Source organism: Wolbachia endosymbiont of Rhagoletis indifferens, from assembly GCF_048537595.1.
Lineage (GTDB): Bacteria > Pseudomonadota > Alphaproteobacteria > Rickettsiales > Anaplasmataceae > Wolbachia.
Genome location: NZ_CP175923.1, coordinates 107543 through 122313, shown reverse-complemented (window position 1 = coordinate 122313; position 14771 = coordinate 107543). Strand labels below are relative to the sequence as shown.

14 protein-coding genes and 1 other RNA gene are annotated in these 14771 nt (G+C 35.0%); 6 read left to right on the top strand and 9 right to left on the bottom strand.

Annotated elements, in window-relative coordinates; genetic code table 11:
• Nucleotides 1–67: 67 nt before the first annotated feature.
• Nucleotides 68–1285 carry a tRNA guanosine(34) transglycosylase Tgt gene (gene tgt, locus ACJZL1_RS00650; RefSeq protein WP_265026319.1) on the bottom strand — a complete coding sequence of 406 codons (1218 nt, stop codon included), beginning with the start codon at nt 1283–1285 and terminating at the stop codon, nt 68–70.
• Nucleotides 1286–1786, bottom strand: coding sequence for an NADH-quinone oxidoreductase subunit NuoE (gene nuoE / locus ACJZL1_RS00645; RefSeq protein ID WP_265026320.1), 501 nt, complete (start codon nt 1784–1786; stop codon nt 1286–1288).
• Between the two features lie 275 nt (nt 1787–2061).
• Between nuoE and ACJZL1_RS00640 the strand changes: the two genes are divergently transcribed.
• Together ACJZL1_RS00640 and rnpB are read left to right on the top strand one after the other, a co-directional pair.
• On the top strand, nt 2062–4365 hold the full coding sequence (locus tag ACJZL1_RS00640; RefSeq protein WP_419247274.1) for a hypothetical protein: 2304 nt from the start codon (nt 2062–2064) through the stop codon (nt 4363–4365).
• 157 nt (nt 4366–4522) lie between these two features.
• An RNA gene (rnpB, locus tag ACJZL1_RS00635) (RNase P RNA component class A) lies at nt 4523–4872 on the top strand.
• A gap of 50 nt (nt 4873–4922) precedes the next feature.
• Here the strand turns inward: rnpB and ACJZL1_RS00630 are convergent.
• On the bottom strand, nt 4923–5693 hold the full coding sequence (locus ACJZL1_RS00630) for a response regulator transcription factor (protein ID WP_096616586.1): 771 nt from the start codon (nt 5691–5693) through the stop codon (nt 4923–4925).
• 325 nt (nt 5694–6018) lie between these two features.
• Between ACJZL1_RS00630 and ACJZL1_RS00625 the strand changes: the two genes are divergently transcribed.
• The 4 genes from ACJZL1_RS00625 to ACJZL1_RS00610 are packed head-to-tail and all read left to right on the top strand — an operon-like array spanning nt 6019 to nt 9452.
• Nucleotides 6019–7002 (top strand): NAD(P)H-dependent glycerol-3-phosphate dehydrogenase, encoded by a 984-nt coding sequence (locus ACJZL1_RS00625; RefSeq protein WP_419247273.1) that lies wholly within the window; start codon nt 6019–6021, stop codon nt 7000–7002.
• A gap of 19 nt (nt 7003–7021) precedes the next feature.
• Nucleotides 7022–7504: a phosphatidylglycerophosphatase A gene (locus ACJZL1_RS00620; RefSeq protein WP_265026323.1), complete on the top strand. Its 483-nt coding sequence runs from the start codon at nt 7022–7024 to the stop codon at nt 7502–7504.
• Nucleotides 7494–8273 (top strand): GNAT family N-acetyltransferase, encoded by a 780-nt coding sequence (locus tag ACJZL1_RS00615; RefSeq protein WP_265026324.1) that lies wholly within the window; start codon nt 7494–7496, stop codon nt 8271–8273. Before ACJZL1_RS00620 ends, ACJZL1_RS00615 begins: the two co-directional genes overlap by 11 nt.
• A 42-nt stretch (nt 8274–8315) precedes the next feature.
• The gene (locus ACJZL1_RS00610) at nt 8316–9452 is read left to right on the top strand and encodes a hypothetical protein (protein ID WP_419247272.1); all 1137 of its coding nucleotides are present in this window, start codon (nt 8316–8318) and stop codon (nt 9450–9452) included.
• 3 nt (nt 9453–9455) lie between these two features.
• Here ACJZL1_RS00610 and ACJZL1_RS00605 read toward each other — a convergent pair whose 3' ends face one another.
• The 6 genes from ACJZL1_RS00605 to ACJZL1_RS00580 form a co-directional block, all read right to left on the bottom strand.
• Entirely contained in the window at nt 9456–10244 is a 789-nt protein-coding gene (locus tag ACJZL1_RS00605; protein WP_010082472.1) for a succinate dehydrogenase iron-sulfur subunit, read from the bottom strand.
• An 86-nt stretch (nt 10245–10330) separates the two neighbouring features.
• Nucleotides 10331–10783, bottom strand: a complete 453-nt coding sequence (ybeY, locus tag ACJZL1_RS00600; protein WP_419247271.1) for an rRNA maturation RNase YbeY — start codon at nt 10781–10783, stop codon at nt 10331–10333.
• Entirely contained in the window at nt 10777–11175 is a 399-nt protein-coding gene (locus ACJZL1_RS00595) for an EVE domain-containing protein (RefSeq protein WP_265026328.1), read from the bottom strand. The genes ybeY and ACJZL1_RS00595 overlap by 7 nt, the downstream gene beginning before the upstream one ends.
• Entirely contained in the window at nt 11175–12371 is a 1197-nt protein-coding gene (gene ftsZ / locus ACJZL1_RS00590) for a cell division protein FtsZ (RefSeq protein ID WP_341818497.1), read from the bottom strand. Before ftsZ ends, ACJZL1_RS00595 begins: the two co-directional genes overlap by 1 nt.
• Nucleotides 12372–12610: 239 nt before the next feature.
• Entirely contained in the window at nt 12611–13063 is a 453-nt protein-coding gene (locus ACJZL1_RS00585; protein WP_419247270.1) for a hypothetical protein, read from the bottom strand.
• An 84-nt stretch (nt 13064–13147) separates the two neighbouring features.
• Nucleotides 13148–14656: a YifB family Mg chelatase-like AAA ATPase gene (locus tag ACJZL1_RS00580; protein WP_341812852.1), complete on the bottom strand. Its 1509-nt coding sequence runs from the start codon at nt 14654–14656 to the stop codon at nt 13148–13150.
• Between the last annotated feature and the right edge of the window lie 115 nt (nt 14657–14771).

Below are 14771 nucleotides of genomic sequence, written 5' to 3'. Positions count from 1 at the left end.
TAATTAATAGTGTGATAAATAAAGTAAATATAACAAGAAGTAAAAATCAACAGCATAAAGAAAAGACTTAAAGAGAGGCCAAATCAAAGTGCAATGGTATTTCACTAATCCAATTATTTTTCTCTTGATCTAGCCTATCATCTAATATTGCCTGTCTTATTGATTCCATTAACTTATTCATGAAGAAAACGTTATGAATGGTAACGAGCGTGTAAGCCAGGAGCTCTTTAGCTTTCAGTAAATGGTGTATATAAGCTCTTGAATGTTTTCTGCAGGTAAAACATAAACAGTCACTTTCAATTGGGTTATTGTCCAGCTCAAATTGTTGATTCCGCAAATTAATATGCTCTTTGCACTTTGAAGAAATAGAATCTCTATTTTTTACTTTAATAAGCGCACCACCATGCCTTGCCAAACGAGTTGGATGCACACAATCAAACGTGTCAATTCCAAGACTTACTCCATGAAAGATGTCCACAATTCCACCAATACCAAGCAAATGAGTAGGCCTGTCTTTTTTTAGGTGGTCCATAGTGAAAGAAACTACATCGTACATCTGCTCTTTACTTTGACCAAGTGATCCACCTATTGCTTGACCAAAAAATGGCAAATCGTTGATAAAATCACAACTTTCTCTACGTAAATCTTGATACACTCCGCCTTGACTAATTCCATACAGTGCCTGCTTGCCATTATTGTTTTTTTCAAATTCATTTAAAGAACGTTCAGCCCATCTGTGACTCATGAGCATTGATTTTGCTGTGTATTCTTTGCTGACGTGGAATGGAGTGCATTCATCTAAAACTAGGATTAAATCTGCACCTAATTTCTGTTGAATTTGTATAGATTTTTCAGGAGTTAAGCAATAAGTTTTACCATTAATGTAAGAACGGAAAATTGCCCCATCCTCATTAATTTTGATCAAAGTTTTTTGTTTTTTTCTTATTCCTTTTATCTCTTCCGAAACTGATCCGTGGCCTAAGCTAAATATCTGATATCCACCTGAGTCAGTTAGCATTGGCCCATTCCATCCCATCATCTTGTGCAAACCACCAAGTTTTGCAACAGTATTCTCTCCTGGTTGAAGCATTAGGTGATAGGTGTTGGAAAGTATTATCTGAGTACCTGCTTCACTAATTCTTTCAATATCTGCAGCTTTAATTGCAGCTTTTGTTGCACAGAATATAAAAGCGGGGGTTTCTACGCTTCCATTTGGAGTTTTAATTGTTCCAACTCTTGCAGAACCTGATTGCTTGATTATCTTAAATGCAAATTCTTCTTTCATCTATTTGCCTGAAAGTTCTGTTATGATGTTTTCTACTTTCTCAGGAGTAAGATTTTCATAGAAGTCATTATTGATCTGCATAACAGGAGCATTAACGCATGCACCAAGACATTCAACCTCTTTTAAAGTGAACAAATTATCTTTAGTAGTCTCACCGATATTGATTCCAAGTTTCTCTTTAAAGGTATTTAAAACTTTTTCGCTACTGCATAACCAGCAAGGGGTTGTTCTACAAATTTGTATTAGATATTTACCTACTGGTTTTAAATTATACATGGTGTAGAAATTTGCCACTTCATATACACGAATATGTGGCATATGGAGCATATCAGCAACATAACGCATAGCAGATTCAGGAACCCATCCACATTGCTCTTGAACCAGATATAGTAAAGGCATAACAGCACTACCTTCTCTACCTTTGGGATACATCTCTATAAACTTTTCCGCTTTCTTAAGGTTTTCTGATGTAAAACTAAACTGCTTTTCTTTTTCTGTCATTCGTGAGACTCATGTGAATTTCAACAGATTATATCTGAAGGGCTAATAATTGCAATTGTTGGTTTTTTAAGAGATAGCGTTCTACAGTATCATGCTATCTATAGAGTGGTATTGCTTATCCACCCAGTTTGCGAATTCTTTACTGCTACTCATTTTTCATATTTCGCTCTGCGGATTATAAAGACGTTAATTTTTTAATTTTAGTTAAAATTTTCATTGACATTAACACACAGGGGTAATCATAATAGCATTTTATTAATATTTTAAATAAAATTATGTCTATATTAAGAAGATTACTCGGGATCAACTCAAATACACCGGAAGTTAAAGAAGCGATAGGTTTTAACCCAGCAAACGTAGGGTTAATTGAAGGAGATGGAATCGCTTATGGACTCAGCTATCAAGATAATGGTAATGGGAGCAGTAAAGTAAAATTACTTATTAGTCCATCATATCAATCAAAAACATACGAATGGGATACTGGTATCAGTGTAGCAAATGAATTCAAAGATCAATTATCTCTCACATTAATAGAAGATTCAGCTGAAATAGATAAAGTTGGAGTTATCTTTCCTGAAGAGGGAATTGGCGAAGAAGGAGAAAAATACGTTAAAGGTTTGTCTTTTAACACTTACGGAATCAAGCAATCAATCAACGTACCTTCAGTTGAACATTTAGATAAAAGGAAATTACAAAAGAATATTAATAATGATAATCCTGCAAATGAAGGCAATAGTTACTTTCAACCAAAAGCAGTGAAAGTTGGTAATGGTGATGTAATTGTAATCGCTCATAACTTAAAGGATCAAACTTTAGTTTCTTGGTATTTAAAATCAGATGGAAGTGGAAAATTTAAAGCATTAGCTGGAAAAAACCGTATCACAGAAAGAAAATTATTGGAATTTGGTAACCCAGGGCAACTGGCATTAGATGGAAACACGATGCTTTATTCGCAAGTGAGGAAAAACATTGTTGGGAATCAAGAAGTAAGAACAAATATTTTTAAGTTCGATATGGCTAAAGTGGTTGAGGATCTGAAGAATAGAAAGGGAATCGACGAATGTTTGCTTGGTAAGAAAAAATGTCAAATAGATACAGTGTCATCTATTACTTCTAATGCAGGTGAAATAAATTTTCTACAGTATGTGAAGCGAATCAAAGGCAATGATCTAGTTGCCTTTCTTGCAGAAGACCGGTTGTCTGATAAACAAACGTTACATTTAATAAGTCTTGTTAAGAATGGATCAAAATCGAACTTTACTGTTTGCGAATTTGCAGATTCTATAGAGCAATTGTACGTTAAAGACAATGGTCAAGACAGTTTTATTGTAACTGCAGTAAGTGGAGAAAACATCGCAATTTTCAATCATCAAAGATTTGAAAAACCTTCTAAGGTAACAATAATACCGGCAAGTAGCATCAAAACTCTCAGCGATTTTGTTAATATCATTAACGGTCGATTAACACCTGATATCATTTCTAGTAGTACCGTGGCTCCTATAACTGTTACAGAGACGGTTGTGACTTCTAAGAAAACGCCGACTGCTGCAATTACTAGCACAACAGAAACCGACACTGTAAAGACTACCAAATTAACAACAGAAGCATCAACTACCGTTGCACCTACTTCTACAATAAGTAAACCTTCAACAGAGTCAACAACTCAAACAAGTACAGTAACAGTGGAGCCAACAACAGAAGCCGTTGCACCTACTTCTACAACGAATAAACCTTCAACGGAGTCAACAACTCAAACAAGTACAGTAACAGTGGAGCCAACAACAGAAGCCGTTGCACCTACTTCTACAATGAATAAACCTTCAGCGGAGTCAACGACTCAAACAAGTACAGTAACAGTGAAGCCAACAACAGTAGCAAAAACAACTACTACTTCACAAACGACCATGGTTGCTACAACGTCAACTAGTGCGCCGATAGTAACTTCGGAAACTGGGACAAGTACTGTAAAACCTACAGCAGCGACTGTTGCGTCGACTTCTACAGCAAGCAGTACTACGATGAGTAAGCCTTTAACAGAGTTAACAACTAAAATAAGCACGGCATCTACGTCATCAGAGCCAACAACAGTAGCTGAAACTATTGCCACCTCACAAGTGACTGTGATTACTACAATGCCAACTAATGCGCCAACAACAAACTCAGAGAGAACTACACAAACAGTGTCTACTATGCCGAGTACTAGAACAAGGGAGTTGACAACTCCTATGTTCACTACAACTTTATTTTCTCAAACTACTTCTTCACCACAGCCTACTCAACTTGCTATAGGGTCTAATAGGGCAGGAATGATAGGGGGATCTTTGGTTGGAGCAATAGGTATTGTTGGAATTATAGGATTCATAGCATATAGATATGTTAAGGGTCGTAATGCTGCTCCTGTGTTAGAACTAACTGATTTGGGTTATAGAAGGCGATCATCTTCAAGTAGCGATGAAGAAATTTTTACCACTGGTGACAGAATGCGAACTATGGATCGATCTGAAACAGTGCTAGACAGTATATCAGTAGAAAATAGTAGTCGATCAAGAAGTAGCTCATCGTCTTCAGCAAGCTCTTGACTGACTGAAGCGGAGTCTAAGAGTGAAAGAAGCTTATCTTGGGATAGCGATGATGTGCCGGAATATCACCTTTAGCTATTTGTCTGAATGTTTTTAATATGTAAACTGTTAGGAAATTGTCTTTTGCTTTTGTGATTTTCATGTTAAAGTATAATTCCTGGGTGAAATAAGTAGCTGCTGTTATGTGATAAACATAGCAGAGGAAAGTCCGGGCTCCAAGGAAAAATAGTGACGGGTAATGCCCGCCGGAGGTAACTCCAGTTATAGGGCTACAGAAAATTACCGCCTAAAATATTCTTAGGTAAGGGTGAAAAGGTGTGGTAAGAGCACACCATGGCAATGGTAACATTGGTAGTCGAGTAACCAACACTAGGAGCAAGATTAAATAGAAGTAGATTTTATGTTTTCCTCATATCTACTCGGGTAAATCGCATGAGGTAAATGGTAACATTTACTCCAGATAAATAGCTACATAAACAGAACTCGGCTTATATTTCACCTAGGCGTCACATGATACGTGCGATATAAGCCATGCTATATTTAAATGTGTAGGCATTTCATGCGTTGTCCTTCACTTGTTCTGCTTGATAGCCATCACTACTTTCGCCTACATTAACATTAGAATATTCTTCATCATCAATATACTCTTTCAGAACATACCCTCTGCCCCAAACGGTTTCTATGTGGCTTTTTCCATCATTTGCACTTTCAAGTTTCTTACGTAATTTGCACATAAAAACATCAACTATCTTGTTATCTGAAGGTTCATCCAAGCCATTGTAAAGATGATTTAAGAACATTTCTTTTGTTAGTACTGTTCCTTTACGCAGTGCTAGCAATTCTATCATAGAATACTCTTTATTAGTAAGGTGAACCGTTTTACCTTTCACCTCAACAATCCTGTGATCAAAATTGATATTTATATTACCAATCTTTATCACCGATTCAGGATGGCCTTTAGTACGACGCACTATGGCCTTAATTCGAGCTAATAACTCGCTTTTATGAAATGGCTTGGTTAAGTAATCATCGGCACCATACCCGAGTCCTTTAGCTTTGTGATTGACAGCGGATATACATGAAAGTATTAAGACAGGAACTTTGATTTTTGCACTTCTTAGTCTTAACAATATATCATATCCGTCAATATCACCAGGCAAGTGTATATCTAAAATAACTAGGTCATAGTAATCTCCGTTTGAGGAAACCATGTTATTGTTATAATCTTGTGCAGAAGTAACAACGTCACAGAAGTGTCCATCAGAAGTTAAGGCGTTAACCACAGTCTTTGCACTTACTTGATCATCTTCAATTAATAATATACGCATATTTTACACCCCATAAATAATTTATAATTTTAGTAATATATATAACTAAGGAAAGTAATAAATCAAATTTTTATTAACAAATGATCAAAATTACACTTATTAATTAATAGTAAATATATTGTTCCAAAGTTATATAAATAGATCTAAAATATAATAGACATACCATGATAGTAATAGTATTTTTAGTAAATATTGAATTAAAGTTACTATTATTAAAAGAATACTTCGGTTAATAAATATTTAACTATTCTATATGCCTGTGTTATATTTTTAATTTACTTATCCTACTATTTTAAAGTATAAGTAATACTTTCAGGAATATTGTGTGGCAATATCAATTTTAGGTGCTGGTGCATGGGGTACAGCAATCGCAATTTCATTAGGTAGTAAGAAAGATGTGATTTTGTGGACTCGCAATGAAACTACATTTGAATCAATCAACGGGAAAAGAGAAAGTGACAAGCTACCCGGTTGTCGAATTTCTGATAATGTGTCAGTAAAACTGGCTATTGAAGACACAATTAATGCTTCAGTAACAATCCTCGCTGTTCCCACTCAGTCTCTGAGGGAGGTATGTCAGCAATTGCATAATTGTAATCTGAAAAAAGATGTAGCAATAATTTTAGCTTGTAAGGGAATAGAAAAGTCTACATTAAAATTACCTAGTGAAATAGTAAATGAAGTTTTACCTAACAATCCTATTGCTATTTTTTCAGGCCCTAGTTTTGCTATAGAAGTTGCAAAAAAATTGCCCTATTCAATGGTTCTTGCGTGCCAAAATAACATATTGGGTTCAAAGCTAATATCAGAACTACAGCAAGAAAATGTTAAATTACGCCTTAGTAGTGATGTTATAGGGATACAGGTTTGTGCAGCGTTAAAGAACGTTTTTGCTATAGCGTGTGGGATTGTTCTAGGTAGTAAACTTGGGTTTAATGCTCATGCAGCATTGATTACGAAAAGTATGAGCGAAATTAAGGCTTTATACTCAGCAAAAGTTGGTAACGGTAATGTGGATATAAATACACTACTTGGGCCGGCATGTCTGGGTGATCTAATTATGACATGCACATCCTTGAATTCAAGAAACCTATCTTTTGGGTTTAAAATAGGTAATAGTGACAATGGCTTTAATGTTCAGCAGATTTTGTCAGAAGACAAGTCAGTGATTGAAGGTTTTAGCACTGCTGAGCCCATATTTAATTTAGCAGGAAAGCTAAAGATAAAAATGCCTATATGTGAAGCGGTCTATAGATTATTGTATGAAAGCGCCTCTATAGAGGATACTATTTCTGTTCTTGTAAATTAGTTTTGTACTTTGGTGTATTGTGAAATTTTTATATAAATTGATATCAACATGGTGGCTGTCTGGCACAGTAAAAAAAATGCCAGGTACCGTAGGCAGCTTAGCTTCTTATCCAATTGTTCCTGTAATACTGAGTGACAGAATTTTAGGTGCAGCAATTATTTTTTTTTTATTTTTGATTGGACTATGGTCTATAGGCAATTATATAAAACACTACGAGACTTCATGTGATCCAAAAGAGGTAGTAATTGACGAAGTAGTTGGTCAATTGCTGACAATACTTTTAGTTTCGATATTGTTAAGCCAAGAGATGAATTGCTCTTCATTGTTGTTGTGCTTTTTTTCTTTTAGGTTTTTTGATATAATAAAAACGTGGCCTATAAATTTGATCGATAAAAATACCAAAGGTCCTTTAGGTGTTATGCTAGATGACATTATAGCTGCAATTTTAGCCTGTGTTCTTATAGGAGCCTTTTATTGTTTATTGTTGATGTATGCAGGATAAAAAAATTTATTATTCAAGCTTAATTGTTCAAAATCTAAAGGATTATATACTGTACACAGCGAATTTATCTGAGTGGGAAGTACACGATGAATTTGATAACGTTACATTTACAATAAATGGTACCAGGGAGTCATTATTTAATTTTGTGTTCTGTGGAGATCAATGTACCGAGCTTTCTATACAAAAAACTCTAGATTATCTCAGAACAAGAGATATAGAAGCAACATGGGTAATAAATTCACATATGAAAGTAAGAGATATTTTAGAAAAGTGTGAAATAAAACACGTTAGCACACCAAAAAAAGCTTTACTTAATATGAAAAATTACTTTTTACCTGCTGATGTTATTCCAAACTTGAGGTTAAATGCTGTAAATGGTAGCGACCTCTTAGAACAGTTAGATTTACACACTTCTAAAATTTTTTATCATGGCGTTGGAATTGTCAGCACATTTTTTCGCGGATTATCAAATTATGATGATAAAAACTCAAGATTAAGATTTTTTCTTGTAACACTAAATAGTGAAATTATTGGGACATGCGGTCTTTATGTTCAAGACAGCGTAGCTGGTTTTTATAGTGATGGAGTTTTACCAATTTACAGGAATCGTGGAATAGGTACCCAAATGGTTTTAGAAAGAATAAAGATAGCTAAGCAGCTTGAATGCAAATATATAGTAGCACATTGTATGAAATCTTCTGTGAACCTTTATAAGAGATTGGGCTTTCAAATGTTAGGCAATCTTTACTTATATACCTCTTCAGCATAATTCTGAGCGGTTACAAATTTTTACATTTGTTTTAAAAGTGCTATGTTTTTTTTGTATGAAGTGGTTTTAATATTGATTCTAATATTATTCTTTCTCTCTTATTCTAAATTAAAAATTAGTAATAAGATTAAGAACTTACAGCATCAAAATGTTATCATAAATAATTTAATTGATACTGTGAATGATGGGTTTTATATTTGGGATGCAAAAAAGCGTATAGAAAAGTTCTCTCCCAACTTACTAATTTTGCTTAATACTGTTTTTTACTCGTTTAATGAGTTTGTGAATTTTTTTGAGCAATCAGAAAGCTTAATTAAAAATTTTGTTGAGGCAAAGGAAATAAATAAATCTTTTACTCTAGATTTAAAGTCAAAGGACAGTGAGGTTTATTGCATATGTTACGGCAGAAGCATAATAGATGATTCTACCAATGTGATAGGTGTGCTGTTATGGATAAGGAATGTCTCAGACTATAAGATAAAAGCTAACGGACTTGAGTTAGAAAATAGTAAGCTTACACAAGAAGTGGAGAGCTATAAAAATGTTTTCAACTCTTTACCATTTCCAATACTAAAATATAACAAGAATAGAAAGGTGGAATTTTATAATTTGTTTTATGATAAGTATGTAGATGGTTCTAAGAAATTTGCTATTACCAGTAGCGCTCATAGCACAAAACCAGGAAGGCATGTCGTAACTTACAAGAACGAACCTAAGGTTTTCGATTTTGTTAAAATTCCAATACAAGGTTCTGGTAGCATAGTAATGTATGGGAAAGATGTTAGTGATGCAGAGAAATTATATACTGAATTAAACAGTTATTTAGCTACACAGAAAAATTTGCTTGAGAGGTTGTCGGTTGCTATAGTAATATATAGTAAGAATCAAAAGCTAAAATTTTATAATAATGCTTTCATAAAAACCTTTCAATTTGACCCAAAATTTTTGGCATCTTACCCAACTTATCATGAAGTTATGCTTTACCTCTTCGAATCTAAAAAGCTTTTAGAAAAAGAGGATTTTCAAACTATTAGTAACCAAAGACATGAGTTATTCAAAAAATTATTTGAATCGTATGATGATACGATGCATTTCACGAATGGAAAAGCGTTCAGGGTATTAACAATACCCTACGCTTCGGAAGGTTTGCTGTTCTCTTACGAAGAATGCAAAAGATAATACTTAAACTCCTTCTCTCTCTACCATGAGCTGTTTTACTTTCGCTATTGCTCTTGCTGGATTAAGTCCTTTAGGACAAGTTTTTGTGCAATTCATTATTGTATGACAACGATACAACTTGAATGGGTCGTTTAAAACATCAAGTCTTTCACCTGTCTTATTATCACGGCTGTCAGCAATCCATCTGTAGGCTTGTAATAGTATTGCTGGTCCTAAAAATTTATCACTATTCCACCAGTAGCTTGGGCAACCAGTCGAACAGCAAGCACATAATATACAGTCGGACAAGCCATCTAATTTTTTTCTATCTTCAGAAGATTGAGAGTATTCTTTATTTGGTAGGGCAGGCTTATCTGCTTGTAACCAAGGTTTAATTGATTTGTATTGCTCATAAAATTGGCTCAAGTCTGAGACTAGGTCCTTTATCACATACATGTGAGGTAATGGATATATTTTTACGTCACCTTTTATATCGTGTATAGATCTAGTACATGCAAGAGTATTGGTTCCGTCAATATTCATGGCACAAGATCCACATATGCCTTCTCTACAAGAACGTCTGAAAGTTAAAGTCGAATCTATTTCATCCTTTATTTTTATTAATGCATCAAGTACCATAGGGCCACAACTATCCATATCAATAAAAAATGTGTCTATTCTAGGGTTTTTCTCGTCATCAGCAGACCAACGGTAAATTTGAAATCTTCTGATGTTTTTTGCTCTAGCAGGAATAGGATAAATTTTGCCCTTTTGATTAATTTTAGAATTCTTTGGCAAAGAAAACTGAACCATATCACTTACCTTTTATTGTTTATAGCTAAAACCCTTTGTAGATAACATATTTTATTATCATCTACTATATTTTTATTAAATTCCTTTTAAATCGTGCACATATTGTAGTCAAGCGAAGCTAAAATCTCTCTTTCTAGATTTTTCATTATAATTTCTTCATCTTTTTTTTGGTGATCATAACCAAGTAAATGCAGTAATCCATGCACTAACATGTGTGTAATGTGAGCAAGAATGGGTATACAATACTCATGCGATTCTCTTTTTATTGTGTCTATTGAAATTGCTATGTCTCCTAAATCGCACTCATTAGACAATTGTTCATACGGAAATGATAGTACGTTAGTTGGTTTATCCATTTCTCTAAATTTTAAATTAAGTTGATGTAGCAAGTCATCATCAGCCAGAGCTATTGATATATTTGGTTTATAGTGGTCTATTTTTAATTCTTTTAGAGAAGTATTGATGACACCTAATACAAAATCTTTAGGATTTTCTATGATGCTGCACCATTTCTTGTCAAGAATATTTACTTCTAACATTCACTCATTCTTATTATTTCATTCCATTCAATTTCCGAAACTGGAGAAACTGATAAACGTGGTTGTTTTAATATAGCCATATTTTTCAAAAGTGGGTTTTGTTTTATATTATTTAACGTTACTTGGTTATTTAAAGGGTTCAAAAACTTTACATTCACTAATCCGAACTTGGGATCATTAACATGATAATACTCTTTAAATACTTCAACGATTCCAAGTATTGCTTTCTCTTTACCTGTATGATAAAAAAACGCAAGATCGCTTACTTTCATAATTTTCATGTAATTTTGAGCTTGATAATTGTGCACGCCATCCCACTCAACTACCTGCTCCTTTTCCATTTTTTGCCATGAATATTCACTTGGCTCTGACTTGAGTAGCCAAAGTTGCATTATTTTTTTCTTCTTAAGTAAGCTGGTATATCATAGATATTGCTGCCCCACTTAGCTCCTTCGCTTACCTGTTCAGTTGGTTTTGTTTCCAGTGTTTTGTCTTGCGTACTTTCACTGTGACTATAGGGCCACTTAAATTTCTCTTTCTCTGAGTCTTCGCTCTGACTTATAGGTGAAGTTTCTGATTTATTATTGCGACCATCAATGCCAGTTGCAAGAACAGAAACTCTAACTCTTCCCTCCATCGCTTGATCAAAAGTAGCACCAAATATTATATTTGCATTTTCATCTACTTCTTCACGCACTCTATTGGCTGCAGCATCAACTTCAAACAGAGTCATATCTCCGCCACCAGTAATGTTAATTAATATTCCTTGCGCACCTTTCATTGATACATTATCAAGTAATGGATTGGATATTGCAGCTTCCGCAGCACTAATTGCTCTATCTTCTCCTTCTGCCTCTCCGGTGCCGATCATCGCTTTGCCCATCTCGCTCATTATTGTTTCTATATCAGCGAAGTCAAGATTAATAAGCCCTGGCATGACCATCAAGTCAGTTACTCCTCTGATGCCAATGTGCAGAACATTATCAGCAAGTTTAAATGCATCAGAAAATGTAGTTTTTTCATTTGCAATTCTAAATAAATTCTGATTTGGAATGACAATAAGTGTATCCACGTATTTTTGCAATTCTTCAAGTCCAAACTCTGCAGTGCGCATACGGCGCACACCTTCAAAACCGAACGGTTTAGTTACAACTCCAACAGTCAATATCTTTTTTTCTTTTGGCGCTCTATCCTTAACTGCGGCTCTTGCTTCTCTGGCTGCTTTTGCAATTACCGGTGCTGCACCGGTTCCAGTACCACCGCCCATTCCTGCTGTGATGAAAAGCATATGACTATCTTTTATATGCTCCATAATCTCATCAATTGATTCTTCTGCTGCACCTTTGCCAACATCAGGCAAAGCACCAGCACCAAGACCCTTGGTTAAGTTAATACCCAGTTGAATTTTTTTATCACACAAAGACTTTTCTAGTGCTTGAGCATCGGTATTTGCGACAACAAAATTCACTCCTTGCAAATTGGATTGGATCATGTTATTCACAGCATTTCCACCAGCACCACCCACTCCCACAACGGTAATCCTTGGGTGTAATATAGGTAACTCTGGTAAACTAAGGTCAATTGACATTTAAATTACTCAAATATTAGCGAATTCACTTGATAATAAGTTACCGCTTTTTTAATAATATGCAAATACTTTTCACTTCTATAGGCGTAAACAGTAAACGGGATTTACTTATTCTTAATATTTATACTAATAAGTGCTATTTTATAATTACTAGATTTTTGGATGATATTACTTCAAAAAAATAGAAAGTGTTTATAAAAAGGGACAGAAACCTATCCCTTTTTGTTTTGTTGAAGTTATTATGCAGTTTTTCCTTCTCCTTTCCATGCTTCAACCACAACATCTTTTAATTTTGAGGCAACTTGATATGTTCCATAAAGAACAGCAGCTGCAGCAATTGCCATTATGGCACCTGCAACTATCTGACCAGCAACACCTGTTCCGATAAATCCAGGTAATGAAGCAGCTATTGCTTGATTTGTCCCAACAAAGTAGCTGGCAGTCTTAGCAAGAAACCCAGAAGCTTCTGCTGCACTAACAAAGCCTGCTTTCATATGCATTGCTGTAAAGACAACACTTGCAACTGCAAGCGGAAATAATGCTGTTCTTAACTTATTATCCTTAATATACTGACCAAGCCCACCAGCAGCACCTGTAACTCCCCAGTGTTCCTTATCAGGTTGTTTATATCCCTCTGAAATAGCGTGAAAAACACTATGTTCTTGTTCGTAATTATATTCTGTTAATGCCATAACTCTACTCCTTAAATAGAATGTTAAAATTTCATTAAGGGTAGTATATAATGAAACAAATTGTCTGTCAAGTAAACTAATTTTTTAATATACCCTTATTCTGTAATTCAACGCTTCAGCAATGTGTGCTCTTTTTACTTTTTCAGTTTTTGCAAGATCTGCAATGGTTCTTGCAACTTTTAATACGCGTGTGTAGCCTCGATTGGAAATGTAATTTTCTTTCAGTACGTATTTTAGCAATTCTAACCCTGCCTGATCTGGTTCAGTAAATTTATTAAATGCTTCACCGCTTACTTCTGCGTTACAACGAACATTCAATTTACTATAACGCTCAGTTTGAATTTTTCTCGCTGCTATCACTCTTTCTCTCATGATCTTAGTACTTTCTCCCTCCACAGAGATTTCAGGAGAGAGTATGCTAACGTTTGGCATTTCAATGCATATGTCTATTCTATCAAGCAATGGTCCTGATATTTTGTTTTTGTAATCTGTGCCACACTTTGGAGCTTTGTTGCACGATCTGCTTGCATCACCTAAATAACCGCACCTGCAAGGGTTCATTGCAGCTATCAGTTGAAAATTGGCTGGATAAGTAATGTGAGCATTTGCCCTTGCAACGGTAACTTTTCTATCTTCAAGTGGTTGGCGCAGAGAATCAAGCACAAGTCTTGGAAATTCTGGCAACTCATCAAGGAATAACACGCCATTATGAGCCATGGTAATTTCTCCGGGTTTTGCATTCTTTCCTCCCCCTATCATTGCTGGCATAGAGCATGAATGATGAGGCTCACGAAAGGGACGCGCTACTTTGAATATTTCATTACCAGTTTTTGTTATGCTGGAAATAATATTAACATCAATCATCTCCTGTTCGGTCAAATCAGGCAGCAATCCTATAAAGCGCTTAGCAAGCATTGACTTTCCAGTACCAGGAGGGCCAACAAGAAGCATATTGTGTCCACCTGCTGCTGCAATTTCAGCTGCTCTTTTTGCAACAACTTGGCCTTTGATATCCTTCATATCGGGAATCAATCTTTTTTCTTTGGGTGCATCACTATAATTAAAAATTACTGGCTGAATTAATTGTTTACCCTTAAAGTGTCTGATAATATCAGTTAATTTCTCTATAGCTAGAATTGAAACATTCTTTACCCATAAAGCCTCTACTCCATTTCCCCTTGGGCAAATTACTCCTTTATTTGTCTGTTTTGCATTGATTGCTGTTGGCAGCACACCTGAAACTGGAATAACTCTGCCATCAAGGGCAAGCTCACCCATAATGATATAAGACTGAACTTTTTCAACTGGTATCACATTCATTACAACAAGTAGTCCAATAGCAATAGCCAAGTCATAATGACTGCCTTCTTTCAGCAAATCCGCAGGGGAGAGATTAACTGTAATTCTTTTTGGAGGTAGTAGTAGATTGATTGAATTTAACGCTGCTCTGATGCGCTCTTTGGATTCTGCAACAGTTTTATCCGGTAATCCAACAATATTAAAAGCTGGAATACCATTTGCCATATGAATTTGTGCATTGACATTTACTGTGCTAATTCCCTGAAGCGCAACGGTATTTATATTTGCAATCATAATATATTATATAAAATTGTTAATATAATATATTAAAGAAGTGATGAAGTAAAGGCTACAGCAATTAAAGATGGCTTAACTTAGCAAAAAAGTGCATAGTATCCTATCGCTTTGC

Coding starts and splice junctions, on each gene's coding strand:
- tgt (WP_265026319.1), bottom strand. CDS start 1,285: ATGAAAGAAGAATTTGCATTTAAGATAATCAAGCAATCAGGTTCTGCA.
- nuoE (WP_265026320.1), bottom strand. CDS start 1,786: ATGACAGAAAAAGAAAAGCAGTTTAGTTTTACATCAGAAAACCTTAAG.
- ACJZL1_RS00640 (WP_419247274.1), top strand. CDS start 2,062: ATGTCTATATTAAGAAGATTACTCGGGATCAACTCAAATACACCGGAA.
- ACJZL1_RS00630 (WP_096616586.1), bottom strand. CDS start 5,693: ATGCGTATATTATTAATTGAAGATGATCAAGTAAGTGCAAAGACTGTG.
- ACJZL1_RS00615 (WP_265026324.1), top strand. CDS start 7,494: ATGCAGGATAAAAAAATTTATTATTCAAGCTTAATTGTTCAAAATCTA.
- ACJZL1_RS00610 (WP_419247272.1), top strand. CDS start 8,316: ATGTTTTTTTTGTATGAAGTGGTTTTAATATTGATTCTAATATTATTC.
- ACJZL1_RS00605 (WP_010082472.1), bottom strand. CDS start 10,244: ATGGTTCAGTTTTCTTTGCCAAAGAATTCTAAAATTAATCAAAAGGGC.
- ybeY (WP_419247271.1), bottom strand. CDS start 10,783: ATGTTAGAAGTAAATATTCTTGACAAGAAATGGTGCAGCATCATAGAA.
- ACJZL1_RS00595 (WP_265026328.1), bottom strand. CDS start 11,175: ATGCAACTTTGGCTACTCAAGTCAGAGCCAAGTGAATATTCATGGCAA.
- ftsZ (WP_341818497.1), bottom strand. CDS start 12,371: ATGTCAATTGACCTTAGTTTACCAGAGTTACCTATATTACACCCAAGG.
- ACJZL1_RS00585 (WP_419247270.1), bottom strand. CDS start 13,063: ATGGCATTAACAGAATATAATTACGAACAAGAACATAGTGTTTTTCAC.
- ACJZL1_RS00580 (WP_341812852.1), bottom strand. CDS start 14,656: ATGATTGCAAATATAAATACCGTTGCGCTTCAGGGAATTAGCACAGTA.